At 62.9% G+C, this 23,669-nt stretch carries 25 protein-coding genes; 16 read left to right on the forward strand and 9 right to left on the reverse strand.

The genetic code is table 11. From position 1 onward, the window contains the following. Nucleotides 1-49: 49 nt before the first annotated feature. The gene (locus B5M41_RS04620) at nt 50-955 is read right to left on the reverse strand and encodes a LysR family transcriptional regulator (protein ID WP_134645995.1); all 906 of its coding nucleotides are present in this window, start codon (nt 953-955) and stop codon (nt 50-52) included. Continuing rightward, nucleotides 943-1,209 carry a hypothetical protein gene (locus B5M41_RS04625; RefSeq protein WP_134645993.1) on the reverse strand — a complete coding sequence of 89 codons (267 nt, stop codon included), beginning with the start codon at nt 1,207-1,209 and terminating at the stop codon, nt 943-945. The genes B5M41_RS04620 and B5M41_RS04625 overlap by 13 nt, the downstream gene beginning before the upstream one ends. 346 nt (nt 1,210-1,555) lie before the next feature. Between B5M41_RS04625 and odc2 the strand changes: the two genes are divergently transcribed. The 4 genes from odc2 to B5M41_RS04645 all read left to right on the forward strand — a co-directional run bounded on the left by odc2 (nt 1,556) and on the right by B5M41_RS04645 (nt 5,383). Then, nucleotides 1,556-2,689 (forward strand): ornithine/lysine decarboxylase, encoded by a 1,134-nt coding sequence (odc2, locus tag B5M41_RS04630; RefSeq protein WP_134645991.1) that lies wholly within the window; start codon nt 1,556-1,558, stop codon nt 2,687-2,689. Nucleotides 2,690-2,781: 92 nt separating this feature from the next. Continuing rightward, the gene (locus tag B5M41_RS04635) at nt 2,782-3,372 is read left to right on the forward strand and encodes a GNAT family N-acetyltransferase (protein ID WP_134645989.1); all 591 of its coding nucleotides are present in this window, start codon (nt 2,782-2,784) and stop codon (nt 3,370-3,372) included. Between the two features lie 196 nt (nt 3,373-3,568). Continuing rightward, the gene (locus tag B5M41_RS04640) at nt 3,569-4,264 is read left to right on the forward strand and encodes an OmpW/AlkL family protein (protein WP_134645987.1); all 696 of its coding nucleotides are present in this window, start codon (nt 3,569-3,571) and stop codon (nt 4,262-4,264) included. Nucleotides 4,265-4,366: 102 nt separating this feature from the next. Continuing rightward, entirely contained in the window at nt 4,367-5,383 is a 1,017-nt protein-coding gene (locus tag B5M41_RS04645) for a serine hydrolase domain-containing protein (protein WP_134645985.1), read from the forward strand. Here B5M41_RS04645 and B5M41_RS04650 read toward each other — a convergent pair whose 3' ends face one another. Continuing rightward, nucleotides 5,384-6,019, reverse strand: coding sequence for a LysE family translocator (locus B5M41_RS04650; RefSeq protein ID WP_134645983.1), 636 nt, complete (start codon nt 6,017-6,019; stop codon nt 5,384-5,386). It abuts the gene before it with no gap. 235 nt (nt 6,020-6,254) lie between these two features. Between B5M41_RS04650 and B5M41_RS04655 the strand changes: the two genes are divergently transcribed. After that, nucleotides 6,255-6,701: a glyoxalase superfamily protein gene (locus B5M41_RS04655; RefSeq protein ID WP_134645981.1), complete on the forward strand. Its 447-nt coding sequence runs from the start codon at nt 6,255-6,257 to the stop codon at nt 6,699-6,701. Nucleotides 6,702-6,704: 3 nt separating this feature from the next. Here B5M41_RS04655 and B5M41_RS04660 read toward each other — a convergent pair whose 3' ends face one another. After that, a complete protein-coding gene (locus B5M41_RS04660) occupies nt 6,705-7,868 on the reverse strand; it encodes an outer membrane beta-barrel protein (protein WP_134645979.1) in 1,164 nt (387 codons plus the stop codon). A gap of 252 nt (nt 7,869-8,120) precedes the next feature. Here B5M41_RS04660 and B5M41_RS04665 point away from each other — a divergent pair, with 252 nt between their 5' ends. Beyond that, nucleotides 8,121-8,426: a hypothetical protein gene (locus B5M41_RS04665; protein WP_230639993.1), complete on the forward strand. Its 306-nt coding sequence runs from the start codon at nt 8,121-8,123 to the stop codon at nt 8,424-8,426. Between the two features lie 84 nt (nt 8,427-8,510). Here B5M41_RS04665 and B5M41_RS04670 read toward each other — a convergent pair whose 3' ends face one another. The 3 genes from B5M41_RS04670 to B5M41_RS04680 form a co-directional block, all read right to left on the reverse strand. Then, the gene (locus B5M41_RS04670) at nt 8,511-9,500 is read right to left on the reverse strand and encodes a WD40 repeat domain-containing protein (protein WP_134645977.1); all 990 of its coding nucleotides are present in this window, start codon (nt 9,498-9,500) and stop codon (nt 8,511-8,513) included. A 55-nt stretch (nt 9,501-9,555) separates the two neighbouring features. After that, nucleotides 9,556-10,644, reverse strand: a complete 1,089-nt coding sequence (locus tag B5M41_RS04675) for a CobW family GTP-binding protein (protein ID WP_134645975.1) — start codon at nt 10,642-10,644, stop codon at nt 9,556-9,558. 77 nt (nt 10,645-10,721) lie between these two features. Beyond that, complete coding sequence (locus B5M41_RS04680; protein ID WP_134645973.1) at nt 10,722-11,513, reverse strand: creatininase family protein; 792 nt, start codon at nt 11,511-11,513, stop codon at nt 10,722-10,724. Nucleotides 11,514-11,603: 90 nt separating this feature from the next. On the opposite strand from B5M41_RS04680, the gene B5M41_RS04685 reads away from it, so the two are divergent. The 4 genes from B5M41_RS04685 to B5M41_RS04700 are packed head-to-tail and all read left to right on the forward strand — an operon-like array spanning nt 11,604 to nt 14,690. Further along, nucleotides 11,604-12,140 (forward strand): MarR family winged helix-turn-helix transcriptional regulator, encoded by a 537-nt coding sequence (locus B5M41_RS04685; RefSeq protein ID WP_134645971.1) that lies wholly within the window; start codon nt 11,604-11,606, stop codon nt 12,138-12,140. 57 nt (nt 12,141-12,197) lie between these two features. Beyond that, nucleotides 12,198-13,226 (forward strand): LacI family DNA-binding transcriptional regulator, encoded by a 1,029-nt coding sequence (locus B5M41_RS04690; protein ID WP_134645969.1) that lies wholly within the window; start codon nt 12,198-12,200, stop codon nt 13,224-13,226. A gap of 13 nt (nt 13,227-13,239) precedes the next feature. Further along, nucleotides 13,240-14,226 (forward strand): 2-hydroxyacid dehydrogenase, encoded by a 987-nt coding sequence (locus tag B5M41_RS04695; RefSeq protein ID WP_134645967.1) that lies wholly within the window; start codon nt 13,240-13,242, stop codon nt 14,224-14,226. 59 nt (nt 14,227-14,285) lie between these two features. Then, on the forward strand, nt 14,286-14,690 hold the full coding sequence (locus B5M41_RS04700) for a hypothetical protein (RefSeq protein ID WP_134645965.1): 405 nt from the start codon (nt 14,286-14,288) through the stop codon (nt 14,688-14,690). A gap of 5 nt (nt 14,691-14,695) precedes the next feature. On the opposite strand, the gene B5M41_RS04705 is transcribed toward B5M41_RS04700, so the two are convergent. Continuing rightward, nucleotides 14,696-15,475 (reverse strand): gamma-glutamyl-gamma-aminobutyrate hydrolase family protein, encoded by a 780-nt coding sequence (locus B5M41_RS04705; RefSeq protein ID WP_134645963.1) that lies wholly within the window; start codon nt 15,473-15,475, stop codon nt 14,696-14,698. 446 nt (nt 15,476-15,921) lie between these two features. On the opposite strand from B5M41_RS04705, the gene B5M41_RS04710 reads away from it, so the two are divergent. From B5M41_RS04710 to B5M41_RS04735, 6 genes are all read left to right on the forward strand, one after another. Further along, nucleotides 15,922-18,231, forward strand: a complete 2,310-nt coding sequence (locus tag B5M41_RS04710; protein WP_134645961.1) for a putative bifunctional diguanylate cyclase/phosphodiesterase — start codon at nt 15,922-15,924, stop codon at nt 18,229-18,231. Between the two features lie 167 nt (nt 18,232-18,398). Beyond that, nucleotides 18,399-19,172 carry an N-acyl amino acid synthase FeeM domain-containing protein gene (locus B5M41_RS04715; protein ID WP_134645959.1) on the forward strand — a complete coding sequence of 258 codons (774 nt, stop codon included), beginning with the start codon at nt 18,399-18,401 and terminating at the stop codon, nt 19,170-19,172. A gap of 254 nt (nt 19,173-19,426) precedes the next feature. Beyond that, nucleotides 19,427-19,651 carry an aa3-type cytochrome c oxidase subunit IV gene (locus tag B5M41_RS04720; protein WP_134645957.1) on the forward strand — a complete coding sequence of 75 codons (225 nt, stop codon included), beginning with the start codon at nt 19,427-19,429 and terminating at the stop codon, nt 19,649-19,651. Nucleotides 19,652-19,736: 85 nt separating this feature from the next. Continuing rightward, nucleotides 19,737-20,891 (forward strand): Re/Si-specific NAD(P)(+) transhydrogenase subunit alpha, encoded by a 1,155-nt coding sequence (locus B5M41_RS04725; protein WP_134645955.1) that lies wholly within the window; start codon nt 19,737-19,739, stop codon nt 20,889-20,891. Then, nucleotides 20,891-21,301, forward strand: a complete 411-nt coding sequence (locus tag B5M41_RS04730; protein ID WP_023515780.1) for an NAD(P) transhydrogenase subunit alpha part 2 — start codon at nt 20,891-20,893, stop codon at nt 21,299-21,301. The genes B5M41_RS04725 and B5M41_RS04730 overlap by 1 nt, the downstream gene beginning before the upstream one ends. Before the next feature lie 10 nt (nt 21,302-21,311). Continuing rightward, nucleotides 21,312-22,712: an NAD(P)(+) transhydrogenase (Re/Si-specific) subunit beta gene (locus B5M41_RS04735; RefSeq protein ID WP_134645953.1), complete on the forward strand. Its 1,401-nt coding sequence runs from the start codon at nt 21,312-21,314 to the stop codon at nt 22,710-22,712. A 78-nt stretch (nt 22,713-22,790) separates the two neighbouring features. On the opposite strand, the gene B5M41_RS04740 is transcribed toward B5M41_RS04735, so the two are convergent. Further along, nucleotides 22,791-23,630 (reverse strand): tetratricopeptide repeat protein, encoded by an 840-nt coding sequence (locus B5M41_RS04740; protein WP_230640011.1) that lies wholly within the window; start codon nt 23,628-23,630, stop codon nt 22,791-22,793. Nucleotides 23,631-23,669 lie beyond the last annotated feature (39 nt).

Raw genomic sequence — 23,669 nt, forward strand, 5'->3', positions numbered from 1 at the left:
TAGGAATCGACCGGATGAATCTAACGCAAATGGGTCGGAATTGGGACCCTCAGGCCTCTATGCCCGGATTGCGGCGGAACCAGCCGTGCAGGAAATCGACGAAGGTGCGCACCTTGGCCGGCAGATAGCGTCTGTGCGGGTAGATCGCATAGATGCCGCGGTCGGTCGGCAGATAATCCTCGAGGATCGAAACGACCTGCCCCGCATCCAGGCAGGGCCGCGCGATGAACGCCGGCACCTGGGCGACGCCGAGTCCGCTCGCGGCCGCGCGTATGGCGGCGGTCGGGCTGTTGACCTCGATATGCCCGCCGACCGGCACGCTGAAACCCGCACCCTTGTCATCCACGAAGCGCCAGTTGCTGTGCGACTTGCCGTTCGTGTCGATGATGCAGGGCAGGTGGGCGAGATCGCTCGGGTGATTGATCGGCCCGGTGCGGTCGAGGAACTCCTGCGTCACGCAGATCTTGAGAAGGAAATCACCGAGCTTGCGGGCGATGAGGGCGGAATCCTCCAGCCGCGTGATGCGGATCGCCACGTCGAAGCCTTCCTCGACGAGATCGACGAAGCGGTCGTCGGCGACGATTTCAAGCGACAGTTCCGGATATTCCTTGCCGAAATCGATCAGCGACTGGCCGATCTCGGCATCGACGAAGGTGCGCGGCGCCGAAACCTTCAGCTTGCCGCGCAGGTCCGTGTTCTTTTCGCGCACGAGATCGGCGAGGTTGTCGATCTCCTTCAGGATATCGGAGGCGGTGCGGTAATAGGTGTGGCCGGGCTCGGTCATCGAGAACTGGCGGGTGGTGCGGTTGAGCAACAGAGCGCCGAGCTCGTCTTCCAGTTCGCGTACATATTTGGACAGAAGCGCCTTGGACCGGCCGGTCTTGCGCGATGCAGCGGAAAATCCCTCGGCGTCGACGACGTCGATGAAGGCCCGGATTCGGGTCAAAGTGTCCATGTGTCCCCACTTAAATAGACGTGCCGCTGGATCGCGGGTGCGGCCTGCGGCTGAAGACGGCGCTTGGGTCGCCGATCGTAGAAAAAAGTTCCATCGAAAGCCAGTTTCGCGAATGTCGTGGCTGGCGGATTATTTTCAATAGCGCCACGCAAAAAAAGCTCTTGATTACGACAGCGATTCTTCTTATCTCCCGTGCTGCCCAAAGTCGCACGTGCCTGTGGGTGTCCGCCGACCCTCGATTTGGTGAGGATCATCGGTAAGGTACCTGGAACTAACCGCTCCAGTCGCTATTCCGGCCAACCGGGAAATGCGAGGACATCTTGAAGCAACGACGGTGCGGGCCTTTCTGGTGTCTGCCGGCTTTCCATCAGCCGGGGTTACTGAAGAGGCACACCTTCATTGCCGGACGTGCGGTCGGGTTTCCCACCAATCCAAGGCAGACAAAGCCGAATTGAAGCCTAGGCGGGCTTCGGTTCACCGTTCGCGCTGATGCGCATGCTTGGTACCGGGGTCTCCACCGGCTGGTTCCAGAGCGTGTTCGTATCCGCCCTTTGTCCTCCGGGATTTTCCCGGAGCAACCTGGATATGGGGAATACCGAGATGGCAACCGCACGTATCATCGACTTCCTGAACACCCGACGTCCCGACGGCCCGTGCCTCGTGGTCGACCTCGACGTGGTGCGCGACAATTTCAAGGCTTTCCGCCACGCCCTGCCGGACAGCGCGATCTACTATGCCGTCAAGGCCAACCCGGCGCCGGAAATCCTGCGCCTTCTCGCCAGCATGGGCTCCAATTTCGATTGCGCGTCTGTCGCAGAAATCGAGATGGCGCTCGATGCCGGCGCGACCCCGACCCGCATTTCGTTCGGCAACACGATCAAGAAGGAACGCGATGTCGCGCGCGCTCATGCGCTCGGTGTCTCCCTTTTCGCCGTCGACAGCCATGAGGAAGTGGAGAAGGTCGCACGCGCCGCTCCCGGCGCGCGTGTCTTCTGCCGCGTCCTCACGGATGGCGAAGGTGCGGAATGGCCCCTGTCGCGCAAGTTCGGCTGCGTGCCGCAGATGGCCGTCGACGTGCTCGTCTATGCGCACCAGCTGGGCCTGACGTCCTATGGCGTGTCTTTCCATGTCGGCTCTCAAATGACGAAGCTCGACGCGTGGGATGCGGCTCTCGCCGATGCCAAGCGCGTCTTCGTGCAGCTGGCCAAGCAGGGCATCGAGCTGAAGATGGTCAATATGGGCGGCGGCTTCCCGACGAAGTATCTGCGTGATATCCCGTCGGCCGAAGCCTATGGCAAGGCGATCTTCTCGGCGCTGAAGAAGCATTTCGGCAACCAGATCCCGGAAACCATCATCGAGCCGGGCCGCGGCATGGTCGGCAATGCGGGTGTCATCAAGGCGGAAGTCGTTCTCGTCTCGAAGAAGTCCGATAACGACGCGCATCGCTGGGTCTTCCTCGACATCGGCAAGTTCGGCGGCCTTGCCGAAACCATGGACGAGGCGATCCGCTACCCCATCCGCACGGCGCGCGATGCCGACGAGATGGAGCCCTGCGTGCTCGCCGGCCCGACCTGCGATTCGGCCGACGTGATGTACGAGAAGAACATGTATCCGCTGCCGATCACCCTTTCGATCGGTGACGAGGTTCTGATCGAAAGCGCCGGCGCCTACACAACCACCTATTCGGCGGTCGCCTTCAACGGCTTCGAGCCGCTCAAGGCTTTTGTCATCTGACCGCCCCGGCGCTCCCGTCCCTGCGGGAGCGCCATCTTCACAATTCGTTCCGGATACCGTTTGAATCGGTTTTGAGCACGGGAGGCCCAGAGATGGCCACTGTTCTTGATTCTGTCCGCGCGTTCTTCGCGCATTCCGCCTTTACCATCGACCAGGAGAATGCCGGCGATGTCGTTGCGCGCGAGCGTCTGCTCGACCGTGTCATGGGCGAGGCGCGCTTCCGCAAGTCGTCGGAGACGCTGCGCCGCGGTCGCCTGCCGGCCGAAGGCCTTGCCTTCGTTGCGCGTGATGCCGAAGGGCATGTGATCGGCACCGTGCGTCTGTGGAATGTCGAAGCGGGCGTCGATGCCGATGGCAATGCCGTGCCGGCGCTCCTGCTCGGCCCGCTCGCCGTCGACTGCGAGCACGAAGGCAAGGGCATCGGCGGCGCGCTGATGCGGGCTGCCATCACCGAGGCGCGCGACCGTGGACACGGTGCGGTGCTTCTGGTCGGCGACCCTGAATATTACGAGCGCTTCGGCTTTTTCGCCGCCAAGGCGCAGCATCTCGTCATGCCCGGTCCCTTCGAGCGCCGCCGCTTCCTCGCGCTGGAACTGAAGGACGGCTGGCTGGATGGTGCGGCGGGCGTGCTCGTTCCCAGCGGTCGCCGCCGCGTGATGCCGGCTGCGCGAAAGGCTGCCTGAGGAATGGCCGGCTGCGGGCCGGCCATTCCATTCTTGACGCTTGTCATTGTTTTAATTGGACGTTTGACAAGTCTCCCGTCGATTTCCATGCAATCGTCCATTCGCATGCCTCTCACTTGATCCATCTCAAAGGCTTCTCTCGCGCCGGGCTCTCATAGTCGCGTCGCAAAACGAGTCGTGATGATGGAGAGACGACATGAAGAGAGATGGGATTGTGCGGATCAGGCGCGCGGCGCTTGCCGCGGCGGTGACGCTGATCGGCAGCGGGGCTTTTGCGGCTGATCTTGCAGAGCGCATGGCGCCTGCGGAAGCGCCGGTGGATATCGCGGCGCAGAGCCCCTGGCAGATCCGCGTGCGCGGGCTTGGCGTCATCACGAACGATTCGGGTTATGTGGACGCGATCCCGGGTTCGGGCCTGACCTATTCCAATACGGTCGTCCCGGAACTCGACATTTCCTACTTCTTCACGGACAACATCGCGGCGGAACTCATCCTCGGCACCACCTATGCGAATGTGAACGCGGCGGATTCCATCGCCGGCCTTGGCAAGGTCGGCAAGACCTGGCTCCTGCCGCCGACGCTGACCCTGCAATATCACTTCACCGATTTCGGCGCATTCAAACCCTATGTCGGCGCGGGCGTGAACTATACGCTGTTCTATAACCAGTCCGGTTCCGGTGATTTCGCCGATCTCGACGTCAAGAACAAGGTCGGCGCGGCCCTGCAGGTCGGCTTCGACTACATGATCGACCAGCACTGGGGCGTGAACTTCGACGTGAAGAAACTGTTCCTGGAGCCCGAATGGAAGGTCAATTACCAGGGGACGCCGCTGACCGGCAAGGCGAAGCTGGATCCGTGGCTGGTGGGCGCCGGTATCACCTACCGCTTCTGAGGACGAATCGGCTTATGGCCGGGTGCTCACAGGTTTTCAACACTGCGTGAAGCCCGGCCATCGGCCATGAAATTGCGCTGCCCGTCGCCTATCTGCCTTCCCATGAGGAAGCAGCTTTTCATCATTGGCCTTGCCCTGGCATTCCCGCTCGCCGGCGCCCGCGCGCAGGAACCCGTTGTCGCCCAGCCGGCGCGGACGGTCGCCGAGACGCTGTCTGCGGCCTCGTCGCTGTCGCAGCTGAAGGCGGTCGTCGTCGCGCATAACGGCAAGATCGTCGCCGAGCGCGGTTATGGCGGGCATACGCCGGCCGAAAGCGCGAACATCAAGTCGGCGTCGAAATCGATCATCTCGGCCCTCGTCGGCATTGCCATCGCCAAGGGCCTGCTCGAAGGCGTCGACCAGCCGATCGCGCCCATCCTTGCCAGCGACCTGCCGGCGGAACGTGACCCGCGGCTCGGCCGCATCACCATCGGCAACCTGCTTTCCATGCAGGCAGGGTTGGAGCGCACCTCCGGCGGCAATTACGGGCGCTGGGTCGCCAGCCGCAACTGGGTGCGTGCGGCGCTCGCCATGCCCTTCGTCGACGATCCGGGCGGGACAATGCTCTATTCCACGGGCTCGACGCATCTTCTCTCGGCTATCCTGACGAAGGTCGGCGGCAAGTCGACACTGGCGCTGGCGCGCGACTGGCTCGGCCCGCTCGACGGTTTCCGCATCGGTGCCTGGGATCGAGACCCGCAGGGCATCTATCTCGGCGGCAACCAGATGGCGATGAGCACACGCTCGCTGCTGGCCTTCGGCGAGCTCTACCGCAATGGCGGGCGCACCGCCGACGGCACGCAGCTCGTGCCGGAGGACTGGATCCGCCAATCCTGGCAGTCGCGCACCAATTCGCGCTTTTCCAACGACGGGTACGGCTACGGATGGTTCGAGCGGGTAATCGGCGGCAAGACGGTTCACTATGCCTGGGGTTTTGGCGGCCAGATGCTCTATATCGTGCCCGACCTCGGCCTGACCGTCGCCATGACTTCCGAAGAGGGCGATCCTTCCGCCCGCTCCGGCTATCGCGACAACCTGCATGACCTCCTTGCGAAGATCATTGGCACGGCTGAGAGCTGATCAGTTCGCGGCGCGACGATAGAAGGCGAGTGAGCCCGCAAGCGCCAGCAATGCGCCGCCGCAGACGCGGTCGAGCCAAGCAGCGCCCGATGTCTTGAGCATGCGCGCGGCCTGCGAGCCGAGTGCTGCGTAACCGAACATTACCAGGAAATCGATGGCTGCGAAGACAAGCGCGAGCAGTGCATATTGCTGCGTCTGAGGGGCTGCTGGATCGATGAATTGGGGCAGGAAGGCCGAGAAAAACAGGTAGCCCTTGGGATTGGTTACGGCGACCAGCAGGCTTTTGGAGAAGATCGCCTGCGACGTCTTGCGGTCGGCGGCCTGCATGTCGTCGAGAGTGCGGCCGAGCGAGCCGGTGGAACGCAGCATCTGGATGCCGAGGAAGGCGAGATAGGCCGCACCCAGCCATTTGACGACCGAGAACCAGAATTCCGAAGCCGCCAGCAGCGCGCCGAGGCCAAGCGCGACTGCGCCGATCAGCATGAAGTCTGACAGAACGGCGCCAACCATGCCGGGAAGTGCCCGGCGGATGCCGTAGCGCGAGCCGTTGGTGAGGGCGAGAAGCACAGTGGGGCCGGGCGTGGCAATGCCAATGAAGGCGACGGCGGCGAAGGCGATGAGGGTAACGGATGTCATGGTGGGTTCCTCCTGGGAAAGTGCTCCCACGCTTCCGGCCCTCGTGCAAGCGGGAGATTTGACAGACGGGCCGCGAAGACCTATGTGCAGGGCAGGGTGAGAGCCCCTGCCGTCCGCGAGCGCAAGCTTTGGTGAAGTCTCTCTTAGGATAATCGGTCTTCCAGCATCACGCATGCGAACCGGTGGCAATGCGGGCTCCCTCCGAAATGACGCATGCAGACACTGGAGTTCCGACATGCGTCCTCTCTCGACGCCCCTTCCTTCCCTCGATACCCTGAAAGACCAGGCGAAGCGGCTGCGTGCGCGCTTTGCGGACGAGATGCAGCCCGTTTCGCATTCACGTGCCCTGGAGCTGATCGCGGCCCAATACGGCTTTCGCGACTGGAATACGTTGCATGCCGCGGTCGGCAACCGGCCGCCGTTCAATCCCTGGATGCTCGGCTCGCGCGTGCGCGGCACCTATCTTGGCCAGCCGTTCGATGCCGAGGTCATCGGCGTGCAGGCGCTGACCAGCCAGCCGGGCCGCTACCGCATGACACTGCATTTCGACACGCCCGTCGATGTGGTGACCTTCGACAGTTTCTCCGCCTTCCGCCAGCGTGTGAACTGCACCGTCGACGAAACGGGGCGGACGCTGGAGAAGACCTCGAACGGCCGGCCGCATCTGGAACTGGAGTGGTGAGGCTCAGAACGAGCCCTGGAACCGCGCAGCGAGACCGTTGACCTTGAAGTCGGCGGTCTCGTCGGTCTCCTTGCGCACGAGGTGGCTGTATTCCAGCGCCACGGACGCGCCCTTTTCGAGCGTGTAGGTGAGGGTCGCCGTCGTGGCATTCGTGCGTGTCCGATAGTCGTAAGTGAGCCAGTCGCTGTACGCCTGCTCGAAGGCGAGGCTGAGCTTCAGCTTCTCCGTCAGCGCGGTTTCCAGCGCCAGGCTGAGCGTCCGTACATCCTCGCCCAGGGGATCATCGATGTCGGCAAGTGCGATATCCCGTGACAGCTTTCCCTTGAGCGCGACCGTCTCGGTCATCGCCCAGGCGAGTTCGGTTTTCAGGAACGGACGGGTCGGATCGACGCTCGCGCCCAGGTCCGGGCTCTCAACGCGCACGAGACCCGCCTCCGCCAGCAATGTCACGGCGCCGAACACGCGGCCGAAGGCGATCGAGCCGCGCAGGGTCCGTGCGGGGTAGCGCTCGAAATTGTCCTGGGGATCGCATGGAATACGGTTGGTGCGAAACTGCACCGTTGCGCCCACCTCGCCGCCGAGCAGCGGGCGGATATGCCCTGCCGTTACTTCGTAGAGCGTGTTGCCGCCCTCAAGCTGCACGCGCGGCAGTCCTGGAATTGTCAATCGCGCCTTGCCGGGGCCGAAGCGGGCGAGTGATGCCGTGAGGTGGCTCTTGCCGCCGGCGTGCTCGATCGTGAGGCCCGTGCTGGCATTGGCCAGAATGTCCGCCTGGCGGTAGCCGATGAGAAGGCCAGGCAGGGCGAGGAGGACATCGCCCGTCTGCCGGTGTTCGATACTGCCGCGAAGCGTGAACTTGACAGCCTCGCCGATATCGCGCGCAAGGCCGATTTCAATGCCTGCCGCCCGCTCGTCCGCGAAACGGTAGCGGGGCACCTTTCGCGCCCGCGTCGTCACCGCATAGGCGATATCGGTTTCCTCAAGGTCGAAACTGCCGCGAAGGCTCAGCGCTGCTTCGGCGAAGGAGGCGGGAAGCCGCGTCGTGTCCTTGAAGATATTCGATGTGCGGCCACTACCGAATGTGTAATCTATGGTTGAATCCGCCAGCGACGGATTGCCGCCCGCCACCAGCAGGATCGTGGCCAGCATGGCCTGTGAAATACGCATCCGGTTCCGCGCCCCGTATCGGTTATCGGCTCGAAATCCTGGACTTATGTGGTTAAAAAACCCTCAAAGGTTGAGATATCGCAGGTAAATCCCGCGATAATTCCGCAATGGTTGCATTCCGGAGGTATTCGTTAAACTTGTCTACGTTATGGTTAACTCTTTGCTATATCGAGCAAATCCGGTTGTGTTGATGGAATCTTGCATTACTTTTAGTTGTGCATCTTTGAGGTGCGCAACCAAAGGAGAGAGACCATGAACAAGACCCGCATCATCGCAATCGCTACCGTGATCGCTCTTGCCGGTGCCGGCCAGGCGTCCGCCGGCGGCCTGCTCGGCCTCGGCATCCTCAGCGGCAACAAGACCAAGACCGGCGGCATCGTGATCGCCCCGAGCGTCGGCGTGGGCGTCGGCAACGTCCTCAGCGACAACAATGTCCTGAACGGCGTGCTGAACAACAGCCTGAACGGCACGCTTTCGGGCGTGCTCAACGGCTCGGCCCTCGGCATCCTGAGCGGCAGCGGCGGCAGCGATTGCGGCTGCAAGAAGCGCAGACACTGACCGTAATCCCCGCCCTGTCCCTGCGGTCAGTGGCCCGGGAGAGCTTGCTCTCCCGGGTTCCTCATTTTAGGGGGGTGCGGAAGATCAGCCGGCCAGATCGATGACGCCGCAGTCGCCCGTCTCGCTGGCGAAGGCAAGCAATTTGCCGTTGCGGTTCCAGCCCATCGATGTGATGGCACCCTTGCCGGGGCGGCGCAGCAGCACTTCACGGCTGTCGGCAAAGCGGGCCGCCAGAACCATGCCGTCGGAATAGCCGATGGCGACGACATCTTCCGCCGGATGACACGAGACGCAGGTGACCATGACATCGGCGCGGGTGCCGAGTTCGAGCGGCGGCTTGCCCATCGGGCCGTCCTTGGCCGAGAAGGGCCAGACGATGGCGGCGGGCGCGCCGGAAGACGCGAGCCATTTGCCCTTGGCGGACCAGGAGAACGATTTCACCTTGGCAGGGTAACCCGTCATGCGCATATGGCGGGTGTCGGCACCCGCTTTCGGATCGAGCTTCCAGCCGTGCAGGGCGTTTTCCTGCATGGTGGTGACGACGAAGCGGCCGTCCGGCGAGAAGGTGATGCCGTTATGCGCGCCCTTCCATTCCAGTTCGACCGGCTGGGCCGCCATCGCGACCCAGTGCAGCGAAACGCCATTGTAACGGGCGATCCCGATGCGCAGGCCTTTCGGCGCGAAGGCCATGCCCTCGACGGATCGGCTTTCCGGAAACTCCTTGATCGTCCCGTCTGCCAACCGTACGCGCGCCGTGCGTCCCTCGGCGAAGCCGACGGCGCCCTGCGGGCCGGCCGCCACGACGGATATCCACTTGCGCGGCACCTCCGCCAGCAAGGTCGCGGTGCCGTCGGCGGCGATGCGCTGCACCTTGCCGTCCTCGCCGCCGGTGATCAGCGTATCGTTTGCTTCGTCGCGCACGCAGGCCAGCAGGCCGTCATGCGCCTCGCTGGCCTTCTGGCCATGATCGAGACGATGGATGACGCCGGAGGCGGAGGCGAAGAACGGCACGTCGCCGAGAAAGGCGGTCGCGACGACATGGCCGTCGAGATCGAGAGGGGCGACTGTCGGCATTACACGTCTTTCCTGCGTATGGCGTTATCCGAAAACCGGGTCACACTGTCCGGCGTCATGCCTTCTGTGCCTCGCAGGCCTTGAAGGTCCGTTCGATCTTCTCGCGATCGAGATCGCGGCCGATGAAGACGAGGCGGCTTTCCCGCTTCTCGCCGTCCTTCCAGGCGCGCTGGTGATCGCCTTCGACGATCATGTGCACGCCCTGCACGACATAACGCTCCTCGTCGCCGGCGAAGGCGATGATGCCCTTCAGGCGCAGGATGTTCGGCCCGTCCGTCTGGGTGATCTTCTGGATCCAGGGGAAGAAGCGTTCCGGGTTCATCTCGCCGCCGCGCAGCGAAATCGACTGCACCGTCACGTCATGGATCGGCGAGACGCCGTGGTCATGATCATGGTCGTGATGGTGATGGTCGTGATCGTGGTCGTGCCCATGATGATGGTGATCATGGCCGCAATCGGGGCCGCAGACATGGTCAGGATGATCGTGATCGAGGAAGTGCGGATCGTTTTCGAGCGCCCGCTCCAGGTTGAAAGCGCCCTGGTCGAGAACCTTGGTGAGGTCGATATCCGAGCGGGTCGTGCGATGGATGCGGGCGGACGGGTTGATCACGCGCACCGTCGCCTCGATCCTTGCAAGCTCTTCCGGGCTGACGAGGTCGGTCTTGTTGATGAGCACGACGTCTGCAAAGGCGATCTGGTCCTCGGCCTCGCGGCTGTCCTTGAGGCGCAGGGGCAGGTGCTTGGCATCGACCAGCGCGACGACCGCGTCGAGTTCGGTCTTCTGGCGAACATCGTCGTCCATGAAAAAGGTCTGGGCGACCGGAACCGGATCGGCAAGGCCCGTCGTCTCGACGATGATGGCGTCGAAGCGGCCGGGGCGGCGCATCAGGCCTTCCACGACGCGGATCAGGTCGCCGCGCACGGTGCAGCAGATGCAGCCATTGTTCATTTCGTAGATTTCTTCATCCGACTCGACGATCAGGTCGTTGTCGATGCCGATCTCGCCGAACTCGTTGACGATGACGGCGTATTTCTTGCCGTGGTTCTCCGTGAGGATACGGTTGAGCAGCGTCGTCTTGCCGGCACCGAGATAGCCGGTGAGCACGGTGACGGGAATGGGCTTGGGAAGAGCTGTTTCGGTCATGGGAACCTCGAGGGATGGGACGTCTGGTCCGTCGTCGCGACTGATATAGGAGATCGAACGGGCCAGCGCAAATGCCGTCAGCGAAGTGTTTCGACGTCGAATCCGTCAACATCCTCGAGAAGGCCGACAAGACCGCGCACGGCGTGCATGATCAGTTGTTCGCCCTTTTCGGCCGTCGCGGCACTGGCGTCTCCGGCCACGCCCAGCGGATTGAGGTCGGACATCTTCCAGCCGAAGGCGTGCGGGCCGTAGGCGCGCAGATGGGCGAAACGCGCGGCGAATTCCGCCTGACGGGAGCCGAAGCGCTCCGCCTTGTCCATCCGTACCTTTTCGGGGTGCAGCGCCAGCATCACGGAGGTCTCGATGTCTCCGCCATGGATGTCGATCGCCTTGTCCTCCGGCTTGATCCATCCGTCCGGCTGGCCGAACCGCGTCCAGGCCGTCGCCACGACAAGCATATCGAAACGCACGCGCGCTTCCGTCGCCACGATGGTCATCAGCGGCGCGTTGCCGCCGTGCGCATTGAGAAGGACGAGTTTGCGCAGGCCGAAGCGGTTGAGATCCTCGGCGATGCGTAGCCATCGTTCGATAGCGACGGCATAGTCCAGCGAGCGTGTGCCGGGCACGTCGAGATGCTCCGGCGAATAACCGATGGGTTCTGCAGGCAGGAACGTTACGGGCAGGTGCGCCGGCAGGACGGCCATCAGGCGCTCCGCAATGCCCTCGGCGATCAGCGTGTCGGTTTCGAACGGCAGGTGGGGGCCGTGGCTCTCATGGGCGCCGAGCGGCAACACGGCAATCCAGCCAGCGCGGTCCGCCGGCGCAAGCATGGGGTCGTTTTCGGTCCACCGCATCTTCGGATGCGCCATGCCTGCCTCCGATCCTCACTTGCCGCCAGCCTTCAACCTGAGTCATACAAGGACAGGCCCGTGATGCAAGGGCGTGGAGCGAGGCGATCGATGGGCAAGAAGCACAAAGACGGCAAGGACGGAAAGAAGGCCAAGAAGAAGAAATCGCACGATGCCGTTTCCGGCTCGGGCCTTGCTGCGGCCGTCGTGAATGCGGCACGCTCCATGCGTACGGTGCTTTCCCGCAATCTGCTCGCCACCGGCCTCTATGCCGGACAGGACGGCGTGATCCTCGCGCTTGCCGAAGAGGGCGGGCTGACCGCCGGGGCGCTTGCCAACCGCCTCGGCGTCAAGGCTCCGACCATGACGCGCACGATCGGGCGGCTCGAAGCGCAGGGTTTCGTCGAACGGCGGGCGGATGGCACGGATGGTCGCCTGACCGTCGTGCATCTCACCGAGGCGGGGCATGCCTCCATCGAGAAAATCACCGAGGCGGGACGATTGAGCGAGCAGCAGGCTGCCGAGGGCCTGAGCGAAAAGGACGTCCGCAATCTCCTGAAACTGCTGCGGGCCATGGACGAAAACCTGCACGGCGCAGGGCCCGACGACGCCCGGGACAGCGAAAAGACAGTTGCCGACGAGATTTAAACTGTTTAAATAAACGGTTTTAAACGCGCAGGATGGCGCGGTCGCCGGGGAGGGGTCGTGGCACAGAAAATCAAGCTTTCCACCATCGCGGAGACGCTCGGCGTTTCCACGGCGACGGTGTCGCTTGCGCTGAGGGACAGCCCGCTGGTGGCGGCGTCGACGCGCGACCGGATCAAGGAGCAGGCCCGCGCGCTCGGCTATATCTACAACCGTCGCGCAGCGAGCCTGCGCACGTCGCGCTCCGGCATCATCGGGGTCGTGGTGCATGACATCATGAACCCGTTCTACGCGGAAATCCTGAAGGCCATCGAAAGCGAGCTGGACCGGGACCGGCAGACCTTCATCCTCTCCAACCACTACGATTCGGTCGAAAAACAGCGCAACTTCGTCGAGACGCTGCTTCAACTCGGCGGTGACGGTGTCATCATGTCGCCGGCGATCGGCACGCCGCCGGAGGATATCCGGCTTGCCGAGGACAACGGCATGCCGGCGATCCTGATCGCGCGCTCCATCGAGGGGCTGGACGTGCCGATCTTCCGCGGTGACGACAGCTATGGAATCTCGCTTGCCACCAATCATCTGATCGGCCTTGGTCATCGCACCATCGCAATGGTGGGTGGCACGGACCAGACCTCCACCGGCCGCGATCGCTACCAGGGTTACGTGAACGCCTTGCGCAAGGCCAATATCGAGGTCGATCCCAGCCTGCGCATTCCGGGGCCACGCACCAAGCAGGGCGGTTTCGAGGCGGCGGTGCATTTCCTGTCGCTGCCGCAGAAGCCGACGGCGGCCGTCTGCTGGAACGATCTCGTCGCCATCGGCCTGATGAACGGCATCGCGCGCGCCGGCCTCGTGCCCGGTCGCGACGTCTCCGTCACCGGCTATGACGACCTGGAGGAGGCGGCAATCGCCACGCCCGCGCTCACCACGGTCTGGAACGGCCAGTCGGAAGTGGGACGCAACGCCGCGCGTGCGCTCCTCGACAAGCTGTCCGGCAGCCACGAGCCTGACGGCATCCATCTCATCAAGCCGGAAATGCGCATTCGCCAGTCCACCGGACCGCTGAAGCCGCATCCGGAAGGTTGAGAGGTCGACGTCCATGGGCAAGCCGCGCATCCTTATTCCGGGCATCATCCGTGAACGTGTCGTCGATCGCCTGAAGGAGGCTTTCGACATCGTGCGCATCGACAACGCGGATCCGTCGCTGGTGGCGCGGTCCGAAGCCGCTTCGGTGTCCGGGGTGGCGGTTTCCGGGCGGTTCGACGCGTCGATGATCGCGCATCTGCCGGCGCTTGAGATCATCGCGAGTTTCGGCGTCGGCTATGATGGCGTGGACGTGTCGGCGGCTACTGAGCGCGGCGTCGTCGTGACCAATACGCCTGACGTCTTGAACGACGAGGTTGCCGATACGGCGATCGGGCTTCTGCTCAACACCGTACGCCGTTTCCCGCAGGCCGAGGCGTGGCTGCGCGAAGGGCGCTGGCAGCGCGATGGCGCCTTTCCGCTCTCGCCGCTCAGCCTTCGCGGTCGCAAGGCCGGCATCTATGGGTTGGGGCGCATCGGCCTGGCGATCGCACGGCGACTCGAAGGTTTCGGCGTCGACATCGCCTACCACACCCGCCGGCCGCGCGAAGGCGTGCCCTATACATACCATCCTTCGCTGATGGCCCTGGCGCAGGCGGTCGATATCCTGATAGCGATCGTGCCCAAGACGCCGGAAACGCATCGGACGATCGATGCTGATGTCCTCCAGGCGCTGGGTGGCAACGGGGTGCTGATCAATGTCGGACGCGGCTGGACCGTCGATGAGCCGGCGCTTATCGCTGCGCTGAAGAACGGCGTTATCGCCGCCGCCGGGCTCGACGTGTTCTATGACGAGCCGAACGTTCCTGACGGCCTGCTCGATCTGCCGAACGTCTCGCTTCTGCCGCATGTCGCGTCCGCCTCGGTTGCGACGCGCGACGCGATGGCCGACCTCGTTGCCGACAATCTCTTCGCCTGGTTCGAGCGCGGCCAGGCCGTGACGCCGGTGCCGGAAACGCCCTTTACCCGCAAATCAGGCCAGCATCCGGAAAGTCTTCGTTAACCATTCGGCAAGCTTGCGAGCGCATGCTTTTCGTGTCGAATCGCGCGAAGGAGATTTCCATGAAGACGCTCACAATCGCCGCTCTGGCCGCTGTCGTCTCCCTGGGGCTCTGGGCCGCCCGTGACCGGGCTCCGGACGTGGATCCGATGGTGTCGGGTTCCATTCCCAGCCCGTCGGCCGGTCACAGCTACACGATCACCAACGCCGTCGCGAAGACCGCCTGCCTTGCCGAACGCGGTGCGGCGATCTCGGGGCGCAGTACGCGCTTTACCGCCGGTCCGGATTGCGATGCCGTATGGCCCGGCCTTGCCGGTGCGCGGACATGGACGCAGAACGGCGACGGCACCGTCGATGTGCTGGATGCGCGCGGCGAGCCGCTTCTCACAGTCGTCGATGGCGATGGTCTGGCTTATGAGGCCGTCGAACCGGCCGATGCCATGGTCACCTTCATCGGGGCGGACTGAGCGACCTATTCGGCCGCCGTCCTATGCGCAATGCCGTGCCTTGTCGCAGCGTAATCGCGCACGGCCTCGCCAAAGGCGGCAAACAGCTTGTTGGAAGGCTGATCGGAACCGACCCAATATTCCGGGTGCCACTGTACGCCGACCGCAAATGCCTTCGCGCCGATGACGGAGACCGCTTCGATCGTGCCGTCTTCCGCGACCGCTTCGACGGCCAGGCGCGGCGCCATGTCCGAAATGGCCTGGCGGTGCAGCGAATTGACCTGGATTTCCCCGGCGCCGACGACGCCCGCAAGGCAGCTGCCTTCCTTGACGATCACCTTCTGGCGGATGCCATAGGCGACGTCGAGTTCGGGCGTGTCGGGCTTGCGGTGGTCCCATATGCCGGGCTGTTCCTGAATCTCGTTGGCAAGCGTCCCGCCGAGCACGACGTTGAGCTCCTGAATGCCGCGGCAGATGGCAAGCAACGGAATGCCGCGCTCCAGCGCGCGCTTGATGAGCGGCAGGCTGGTCGCGTCGCGGGCGCGGTCATAGGGGCCTTCCGCTTCGGTTGCCTCCTTGCCGTAAAGCGAAGGATGCACATTCGTGCGCGAGCCGCTGACGAGAAGCCCATCCACCCGGTCGAGGATGCCGTCGAAGTCGTTGTCCGCATCAAGCGCCGGCACGAGAAAGACGGTGACATCGGCGCCTTTCACGGCGGCGCGCACATACTGGTTCGGGGTTGCCTGCCAGACGTTGCCTTCGATCTCCCTGATATCGGCGGGAATGGCGACGACGGGTTTCGACATGCTGGGCTCCAGGGAAAGAAATACCAAAACAGGATTTGATATCAAATCCTGTTTCAGTCAATTCCTCTTTTCAGGCGAAATGACGACGGCCGCCGTTCCTCACCGGTGCCCATCATCCGTGGGACCACTATTTTCCGCGGGTGGATTCGAAAATAATTGTTAACCAAACATTTGTGAATTTAGGTTGTACCCAGCAGTTATTCATACGCTTTTTGGATAAATACTTTCGCGTATCCTCATCCCTATAGTTGCGCAATCAGCCTATGGAGGGTTGAGTATCTTTACTTTCCGCCTTTATTTTGCAATATTTGGTTGAAACTGTTCTTCCTGGGTTGGGGGTGCGCGCGAAAATTGCCGGGTGAGTCCCCCGTTGTTGGGTAATCTCCCGAAATCATTCATTAAATTTTGGCCGGTAACCCTCGCATGCCATAGGGAGTGCCGAGTCCATGACGGATAAGGGTCAAAACACACTGCCGGCTGATGTATACCTGTCGTTCGTCAGCTCGCTGTACGGAAACCGTCAGACCCTTTTCGTGGGCATGATTTCGCATGTCATCACGTTCGCCTTCGTATTCGCCAAGACCTCCGATCCCTTTTTCCTGCTGTGGAGCGCGTTCGTCGTGCTCATCTGGTCGCTGCGCGCGCATGGTATGCGCCGGTTCGACCGCGCTGACAAAACCGCGCTCGACATGGCGGGCATCCGCTATTGGGAGAACTGGTACAATCTGGGCGCGGTCGGCACCACATTCGCGCTGGGCACGGCCTGTTGCTACAGCCTGGTCGTCAGCCGCGATGCCTTTGCGGAGATCGCCTGTATCTCCGTGACCTTCGGCACCATGGTGTCGGTCGTCGGTCGAAACTATGGCTCGCCGAGGACCGTCAACTACATGGTTCTCGCGGCCTGCCTGCCAATCGCCGCCGGCTTCCTGGCTTTACAGGATTTTTATCACGCGGTTCTCGCCACGCTTGTCCTGCCCTTCGCGATGACCACGCGTTCCATGGCCAACGGCGTCCGCACGTTCCTGTACGAGAACGTGCTTGCGGCGCGCGACCTCGCAACGATCGCCGACCGTTTCGACACGGCGCTGAACAACATGCCGCACGGCCTGTTCATGCTGGACGCGGACCATCGCATTCTGGTGGCCAACCGGCGTGCCTGCGAGCTCTTGCATCTCGGCAGCCAGGACCGGCTGAAGGATTGCCATCTCGATCTCGTCCTGCGCTACGGCGTGCGCAACACGTTCCTGAACCTGGAGCAGAGCAAGGCGATCCTGCGCCAGCTCCAGGAGCTTCTGAGCGGTGACCGCTCGCGTGCTCTCTTGCAGGTCAGGGAGGGACTGTATCTCGAGTTCACCGCGGCGCGCCGGGAAAACGGCGGCGCCGTGCTCATTTTCGAGGATGTCACAGCGCGTGTGCGGGCGGAAAACAAGATTCTCCACATGGTGCGTTACGACAGCCTGACCGGGCTTCCCAACCGCGCCTACTTCTCCGATCTCGTTCAGGATGCGCTTACGGAGCGCAAGAAGCCCGGCATGGTGGGCTTCATGGTGCTCGACGTCGACGATTTCAAACATGTCAACGACATGAAGGGACACATTACGGGCGACCGCCTCCTCTGCGCGATCAGCGAGCGGCTGCGTCGGCTTGCGACGGACAAGATCGTCGTCAGCCATCTGATGGGTGATGAATTCATCCTGTTCTTCCCGAACGAAGCCAATCGTCGCGACTTGGAGGCACGCATGCGCCGCTTCCATGAGCAGCTGCGCGGCACCTATGAGTTCGACGGCATGACCTTCCTCGTCTCGTTCAGTGCGGGATGCGTGATGGTGCCGAGCGACGAGTTCCGGCTGGATGAAATGCAGATCCGCGCCGACCTCGCGCTGTTCGAGACGAAGTCCCGAGCCAAGGGCAGCGTCACCGTCTTCGAAGAAGAGATGGACGCCCGCTACGTGGATCGCCAGAAGCTCAAGGAAGACCTGCGCGAAGCCTTGGCCGCCGATGCGTTGTCCGTCGCTTACCAACCGATGTTCGTCCCTGATGGCACGAGTATCGAATGCTGCGAGGCGCTTGCGCGCTGGACGCATCCCGAACGCGGCGCCGTTGCGCCGAATGTCTTCATCCAGATTGCCGAGGAGATGGGCATCGTCTCCGAGATCACCCGCTTCATGATCAACCGCGCCTGCGCCGATTGCGCGACGTGGCCGCCGCATATGAGCGTCTCCGTCAATCTCTCCGTTCAGGACCTGCGTGGAACGTCGATCATCGGCGTTGTGACGGAAGCATTGGAGGCGGCCGGGCTTGCGCCGCACCGTCTGCATCTGGAGGTGACCGAAAGCTGCCTGATGGAAGAGCCGGTCAAGGTGCAGGCCATCCTGCAGGAACTGCGCGCCCGCGACATCACCATCGCCATCGACGATTTCGGCACGGGCTATTCGAGCCTCAGCTATCTCGATCAGCTTCCGCTCGATGTCATCAAGATCGACCGCTCCTTCGTGCGCAACATCGGCGAGGACGCGCGCCGTTTCAAGCTTCTGCGCGGCACGGTCAACCTGTCGCGGGAACTCGGCTTGCGCATCGTCATCGAAGGTGTCGAGACGCAGGAACAGCTCGCGCTTATCAACAAGTATCACTGCGCCGATCTGGTGCAGGGCTATGTCTTTGCGGCGCCGATGTCGCCTGATGCCCTTCGCGACCGCTATGAAAGCCTCGCCCGCAAGCCGGGTGAAGCGCGCCGCCGCGGCCGCCGCGTCGCCTGATCCATCCCCCGTTCACTTGAAAACCCGCCGCTTGCATCAGTTTATGCAAATTTAGCGTTAACCATATATTAAGGTTAATGAATGGTATTTTACACAAATTGTCTTATATCGCTGATTATCAGTCCGGGGATGTCGTATCGCCGGTGTGTATTCGGGGGTGTTGGGCTATGGCGAGCGTTGGAACGGTGGCCAATCGCTTTTCTGAGAAACTGCTGGGGCTGCTTGACGGGGTGGAGTACCGCCGCGTCGAGACGAGCGAGGACATGGAGGATATCGCCCGCATCCGCTACAAGGCCTACAAGGCCGGCAGCGTGATGCATCTGGGCGAGGAGACGCCGCTTCTCATCGATGAAGTCGACTTCGACAGTCATGCCTATGTCTTCGGCATCTATTACGAAGAGCGCCTGATTTCGACGGTTCGTCTGCACCACGTCACGCCCGATCACCGCGTGACCTCGTCGGGCAAGGTGTTCCCGGACGAGACCAAGGCGTTTCTCGATGCGGGCCTGACGCTGATCGACCCGGTGCGTCTGGCGGCCGATCCCGAAATCTGGAGCGAGATGCCGGCCATCCCGTATCTGACCTTGCGTCTTGCGACGATGGCGGCCGACTATTTCGATGCCGATCGCGTTCTCCAGATGGTGAAGCCGGCGCATGCAGCCTTCTACAAGCGGGTGTTCGACGGCGACTTCGTGGCATCGCCGAAAAGCAACCAGGGCAAGTTCATCATCGACCTGATGCTGATGGCGACGCGCTGCAAGGACGTGCGGTCCTCGCTCTATGCCCGTTTCCCGTTCTTCCAGTCCGAGCCTTTCGAGCGGCGCATGCTCTTTGCCCGCGGCGACGATATGCCGTTCAGCCCGCTGACCGTACGGCCGACGGCGCGCCTTGCCGACAGCCATCGCCGGATACAGCTATCGGGCGGCGCTTACGCTGGATGAGCCTTGCGCCCTTATGTCGCAGTGCAGGCTGGTTTCACCCGAAACCGGCCTGCATCGTTTCCGGAAGGAGAAAGTGGCCAAGGCTAAGTCACCCTTGCCGTTGCGCTTTGGCGATCCATTGTGTATGGCCTGAACAACGTGCGCTTCTGGCGCTTGGGGAAGAGCCGGGTCGCTACGCAGGCCCGACGGATGTAAGCGCTCATCGGATGGGGGATTTCCGGCTGGCGAGCGTGGCTGCTTAGGAGAAGGTGACTATGGCTGAACATCATACCGGACCGATCGAAATGGGCGCTCCGATGGATTATCCCGAGCACGAGAAGACCTACAATCTCTTCATTGCAGGCGCCAAGTACGGCACGCTGATCTGCGTCGCCCTGTTGATCGCCATGGCTGCCGGTTTCTTCACCAGCGCCGGCTTCTTCAGCGCCTTCCTGCTTTTCATCATTCTCAACGTCGCCGGTTTCTTCCTGCTTCGTTAATCCAGACATCTGCATTCCGCAGCTTGTTCCGGCGCCATCCGGCGCCGCGATTCTACACGGCCAGTCTCGGGGGGAGGACCACGGTTTGAGTCAGTGTGTTTTTGTAGCGCGTGAAAGTGATACGGCAGAAGGTCGTGTCGCGGCTTCCGTGGAAACCGTCAAGAGAATGAGAGGCCTCGGGCTGGACGTGCTCGTCGAGGCCGGAGCGGGGCTTAAATCCCGAATTCTCGATGCCGACTATGAAGCTGTCGGCGCGCGCATCGTCGGGGCCGAAGAGGCCAGGTCCGCCGATGTCGTTCTGAAGGTGCGCCGGCCCACATCAGGGGAAGCCGCCACCTACAAGCCCGGCGCCATCGTCATCGCCACGATGGATCCCTACGGCAACGAAGTCGCCATCGCCGAGATGGCGAACGCCGGCCTCACCACCTTCGCCATGGAACTGATGCCGCGCATCACGCGCGCCCAGTCGATGGACATCCTGTCCTCGCAGGCCAACCTTGCCGGCTATCAGGCCGTCATCGATGCGGCCCATGAATTCGACCGCGCCATGCCGATGATGATGACCGCAGCCGGCACGGTGCCGGCCGCCAAGGTCTTCGTGATGGGTGCCGGCGTGGCAGGGCTTCAGGCCATCGCCACCGCCCGCCGCCTCGGTGCCGCCGTTTCCGCGACGGACGTGCGTCCGGCCGCCAAGGAGCAGGTCGCTTCGCTCGGCGCCAAGTTCATCGCCGTCGAGGACGATGAGTTCAAGGCTGCCGAAACCGCCGGCGGCTATGCGAAAGAGATGTCGAAAGAGTACCAGGCGAAGCAGGCCGCTTTGTTGGCGGACCATATCGCCAAGCAGGACATCGTCATCACGACGGCGCTCATTCCGGGTCGCCCGGCGCCGCGCCTCGTGACCCGCCAGATGCTCGCCGCCATGCGCAACGGCTCCGTTGCGGTGGACCTCGCCGTCGAACGCGGCGGCAATGTGGAAGGCGCCGAGCCCGGCAGGATCGTCGAGGTCGAGGGCGTCAAGGTCATCGGCTATCTCAACGTGCCGGGCCGCATCGCGGCCTCCGCTTCCGCGCTCTACGCCAAGAACCTGCTGACGTTCCTGGAGACCATGGTCGACAAGGAAACGAAATCGGTTTCGGTCAATGTCGAGGATGAACTCGTCAAGGCGACGATGCTGACCAACGGCGGCGCCGTTGTGCATCCGAACTTCGGCGGCTCCGTTCAGCAAGGGGAGGGCAAGTGATGGCGAACGAACTTCTCGACAAGGCAATCACCGATCTCGAACGTGCTGTCGAAGCTGTTCGCGCGGCATCCGAATATGTGCCGGATGCGGCTGCAGCTGCGGCCCACGGCGTTTCCGGCGGCGCGATCGATCCCTTCGTCTTCCGCCTGGCGATCTTCGTGCTGTCGATCTTCGTCGGCTACTACGTGGTGTGGTCGGTCACGCCGGCGCTGCACACGCCGCTGATGGCCGTCACCAACGCGATCTCGTCGGTCATCGTGGTCGGCGCGCTCCTGGCCGTCGGCATCTCGCTCTCGGGTGTGGCGACGGGCTTCGGCTTCGTCGCGCTCATCCTCGCCTCCGTCAACATTTTCGGCGGCTTCCTCGTCACCCAGCGCATGCTGGCGATGTACAAGAAAAAAGAGAAGTGAGGGCGGCCCGATGAACGCAAACTTCGCAGCCTTCCTCTACCTCGTCTCCGGGGTGCTCTTCATCATGGCTCTGCGCGGCCTGTCGCATCCCACGACCAGCCGCCGCGGCAACATGCTCGGCATGATCGGCATGGGTATCGCCATCGGCACGACGCTGCTTCTGGCAACGCCGTCCTTCGGCGGTCTCGTGCTCATCGTGCTCGGCATTGCCATCGGCGGCGGTGCCGGCGCCTATATCGCGCGCTCCATCGCCATGACCTCGATGCCGCAGCTCGTCGCCGGTTTCCACTCGCTCGTCGGCCTTGCCGCCGTGCTGGTGGCTGCTGCCGCACTTTACTCGCCGGTGTCCTTCGGCATCGGCCAGATCGGTGAGATCCACGGTCAGGCGCTCGTCGAAATGGCGCTTGGTGCGGCCATCGGCGCGATTACCTTCACCGGCTCGATCATCGCCTTCCTGAAGCTCGACGGGCGCATGTCCGGCAAGCCGATCATGCTGCCTTACCGGCATGTGATCAACATCGTGCTCTTGGCCGCGATCGTCTTCTTCATCGTCGGGCTCACCTTGTCGGAAAGCCACTTCGATTTCTGGTTGATCGTCATTCTTGCCCTGGCGCTCGGCGTGCTCCTGATCGTTCCGATCGGCGGCGCGGACATGCCGGTCGTCGTGTCCATGCTCAACTCCTATTCGGGTTGGGCGGCAGCCGGCATCGGCTTCACGCTCGGCAACCTCGCGCTCATCATCACGGGTGCGTTGGTCGGCTCCTCGGGTGCGATCCTGTCCTACATCATGTGCAAGGGCATGAATCGCTCATTCATCTCGGTCATCCTCGGTGGCTTCGGTGGCGACAGCGGTGCGGCGGCGACCGACGATGGCGTGCAGCGCACGGTCAAGCAGGGCTCGGCCGACGACGCGGCCTTCCTGATGGCGAATGCCTCCAAAGTCATCATCGTGCCGGGCTACGGCATGGCGGTGGCGCAGGCGCAGCATGCGGTTCGCGAACTGGCCGACGCGCTGAAGAAGAACGGCGTGGAAGTCAAATACGCGATCCATCCGGTGGCCGGCCGCATGCCCGGCCATATGAACGTGCTGCTTGCCGAGGCGAATGTGCCCTATGACGAAGTGTTCGAACTCGAGGACATCAACTCGGAATTCGCACAGGCCGACGTCGCCTATGTCATCGGTGCCAACGACGTGACGAACCCGGCCGCGCGCGACGACAAGTCATCGCCGATCTACGGCATGCCGATCCTCGACGTCGACAAGGCCAAGACCTGCCTCTTCGTCAAGCGCTCGCTCGGCTCCGGTTACGCCGGCATCGACAATACGCTGTTCTACAAGGACGGCACCATGATGCTGCTGGGCGACGCCAAGAAGATGACGGACGATATCGTCAAGGCGATGAACCACTAGACGGTCCACGCCGGTCTGAAATGAAAAAGCCCGCGAGACGATCGCGGGCTTTTTGTTTGGGAAAGCGCAAGCGGCCTGTCAGGTGGGCTGGGGCTTGTTGCCGGCGCCGCGCGTGCGGGCGAGGCCATCCTTGGCCGGCTTGTAGTTCGGGTCGAGACGCAGCGCCTGGGAGTAGGAGCGGGAAGCCTTGGCCATTTCGCCGCGGCGCTCGTAGATCAGCGCCTGGTTGGCCCAGGACTCGGCCAGCTTGCCATCCAGGTTGATGGCCGTGTTGAAGTCCGAGAACGCGTTGTCGTCGTCACCCTGCGCCGCATAGGAAATGCCGCGGCCGTTATAGGGTTCGGCCGAGTTCGGCGACAGCGAGATGGCCTTCGAGAAATCCTCGATTGCCTTGGGATGCTGGCGGCGTGCCTGATAGATCAGGCCGCGATTGTGGTAGGCACGGGGATCGGTCGTATCGAGTTCGATGGCGCGGTTGAAATCGCGGAACGCATCGTCCAGGCGTCCGGCCTGACGGTAGAGATTGCCGCGACCGATATAGGCCACGTCATAACGCGGGTTGATCTGCAGCGCGGTGTTGTAGTCGGACACCGCCTGCGCCTGATCGCCCAGGCTGCGCTGCACAAGCGCGCGGTTCGCATAGGCCTGGTAGAAGCGCGGATTGAGTTCGATCGCACGGTTGAAATCGTCCAGCGCGCGGCGGTTTTCGCCGGCGCGGCCATAGGCCGAACCGCGCACGTTGTAGCCTTCGGGATCCTGCGGATTGGCGGCGATCACGGCCGAAAGCGACGCGATGTTCTGCTGCGAACCCTGGGCGCGTTCGACCTTGAGGACATCCGTCGAGGTCGTCGACTGGCAGCCGGCCAGAAGAACGGCGAGCGATGTCGCGGCAACCGCGGCCATCAGGGAGCGACGCATGTCGGCGGCGGGAAAGCGATTGTTCAGAAACCCGGTAGA

It is taken from the genome of Shinella sumterensis (assembly GCF_004514425.2).
GTDB lineage: Bacteria > Pseudomonadota > Alphaproteobacteria > Rhizobiales > Rhizobiaceae > Shinella > Shinella sumterensis.

Bases quoted from the DNA above. Each gene is read 5' to 3' on its own strand.
- B5M41_RS04620 (WP_134645995.1), bottom strand. From the start codon at position 955: ATGGACACTTTGACCCGAATCCGGGCCTTCATCGACGTCGTCGACGCC.
- B5M41_RS04625 (WP_134645993.1), bottom strand. From the start codon at position 1,209: ATGATCCTCACCAAATCGAGGGTCGGCGGACACCCACAGGCACGTGCG.
- odc2 (WP_134645991.1), top strand. From the start codon at position 1,556: ATGGCAACCGCACGTATCATCGACTTCCTGAACACCCGACGTCCCGAC.
- B5M41_RS04635 (WP_134645989.1), top strand. From the start codon at position 2,782: ATGGCCACTGTTCTTGATTCTGTCCGCGCGTTCTTCGCGCATTCCGCC.
- B5M41_RS04640 (WP_134645987.1), top strand. From the start codon at position 3,569: ATGAAGAGAGATGGGATTGTGCGGATCAGGCGCGCGGCGCTTGCCGCG.
- B5M41_RS04645 (WP_134645985.1), top strand. From the start codon at position 4,367: ATGAGGAAGCAGCTTTTCATCATTGGCCTTGCCCTGGCATTCCCGCTC.
- B5M41_RS04650 (WP_134645983.1), bottom strand. From the start codon at position 6,019: ATGACATCCGTTACCCTCATCGCCTTCGCCGCCGTCGCCTTCATTGGC.
- B5M41_RS04655 (WP_134645981.1), top strand. From the start codon at position 6,255: ATGCGTCCTCTCTCGACGCCCCTTCCTTCCCTCGATACCCTGAAAGAC.
- B5M41_RS04660 (WP_134645979.1), bottom strand. From the start codon at position 7,868: ATGCGTATTTCACAGGCCATGCTGGCCACGATCCTGCTGGTGGCGGGC.
- B5M41_RS04665 (WP_230639993.1), top strand. From the start codon at position 8,121: ATGAACAAGACCCGCATCATCGCAATCGCTACCGTGATCGCTCTTGCC.
- B5M41_RS04670 (WP_134645977.1), bottom strand. From the start codon at position 9,500: ATGCCGACAGTCGCCCCTCTCGATCTCGACGGCCATGTCGTCGCGACC.
- B5M41_RS04675 (WP_134645975.1), bottom strand. From the start codon at position 10,644: ATGACCGAAACAGCTCTTCCCAAGCCCATTCCCGTCACCGTGCTCACC.
- B5M41_RS04680 (WP_134645973.1), bottom strand. From the start codon at position 11,513: ATGGCGCATCCGAAGATGCGGTGGACCGAAAACGACCCCATGCTTGCG.
- B5M41_RS04685 (WP_134645971.1), top strand. From the start codon at position 11,604: ATGGGCAAGAAGCACAAAGACGGCAAGGACGGAAAGAAGGCCAAGAAG.
- B5M41_RS04695 (WP_134645967.1), top strand. From the start codon at position 13,240: ATGGGCAAGCCGCGCATCCTTATTCCGGGCATCATCCGTGAACGTGTC.
- B5M41_RS04700 (WP_134645965.1), top strand. From the start codon at position 14,286: ATGAAGACGCTCACAATCGCCGCTCTGGCCGCTGTCGTCTCCCTGGGG.
- B5M41_RS04705 (WP_134645963.1), bottom strand. From the start codon at position 15,475: ATGTCGAAACCCGTCGTCGCCATTCCCGCCGATATCAGGGAGATCGAA.
- B5M41_RS04710 (WP_134645961.1), top strand. From the start codon at position 15,922: ATGACGGATAAGGGTCAAAACACACTGCCGGCTGATGTATACCTGTCG.
- B5M41_RS04715 (WP_134645959.1), top strand. From the start codon at position 18,399: ATGGCGAGCGTTGGAACGGTGGCCAATCGCTTTTCTGAGAAACTGCTG.
- B5M41_RS04720 (WP_134645957.1), top strand. From the start codon at position 19,427: ATGGCTGAACATCATACCGGACCGATCGAAATGGGCGCTCCGATGGAT.
- B5M41_RS04730 (WP_023515780.1), top strand. From the start codon at position 20,891: ATGGCGAACGAACTTCTCGACAAGGCAATCACCGATCTCGAACGTGCT.
- B5M41_RS04735 (WP_134645953.1), top strand. From the start codon at position 21,312: ATGAACGCAAACTTCGCAGCCTTCCTCTACCTCGTCTCCGGGGTGCTC.
- B5M41_RS04740 (WP_230640011.1), bottom strand. From the start codon at position 23,630: ATGCGTCGCTCCCTGATGGCCGCGGTTGCCGCGACATCGCTCGCCGTT.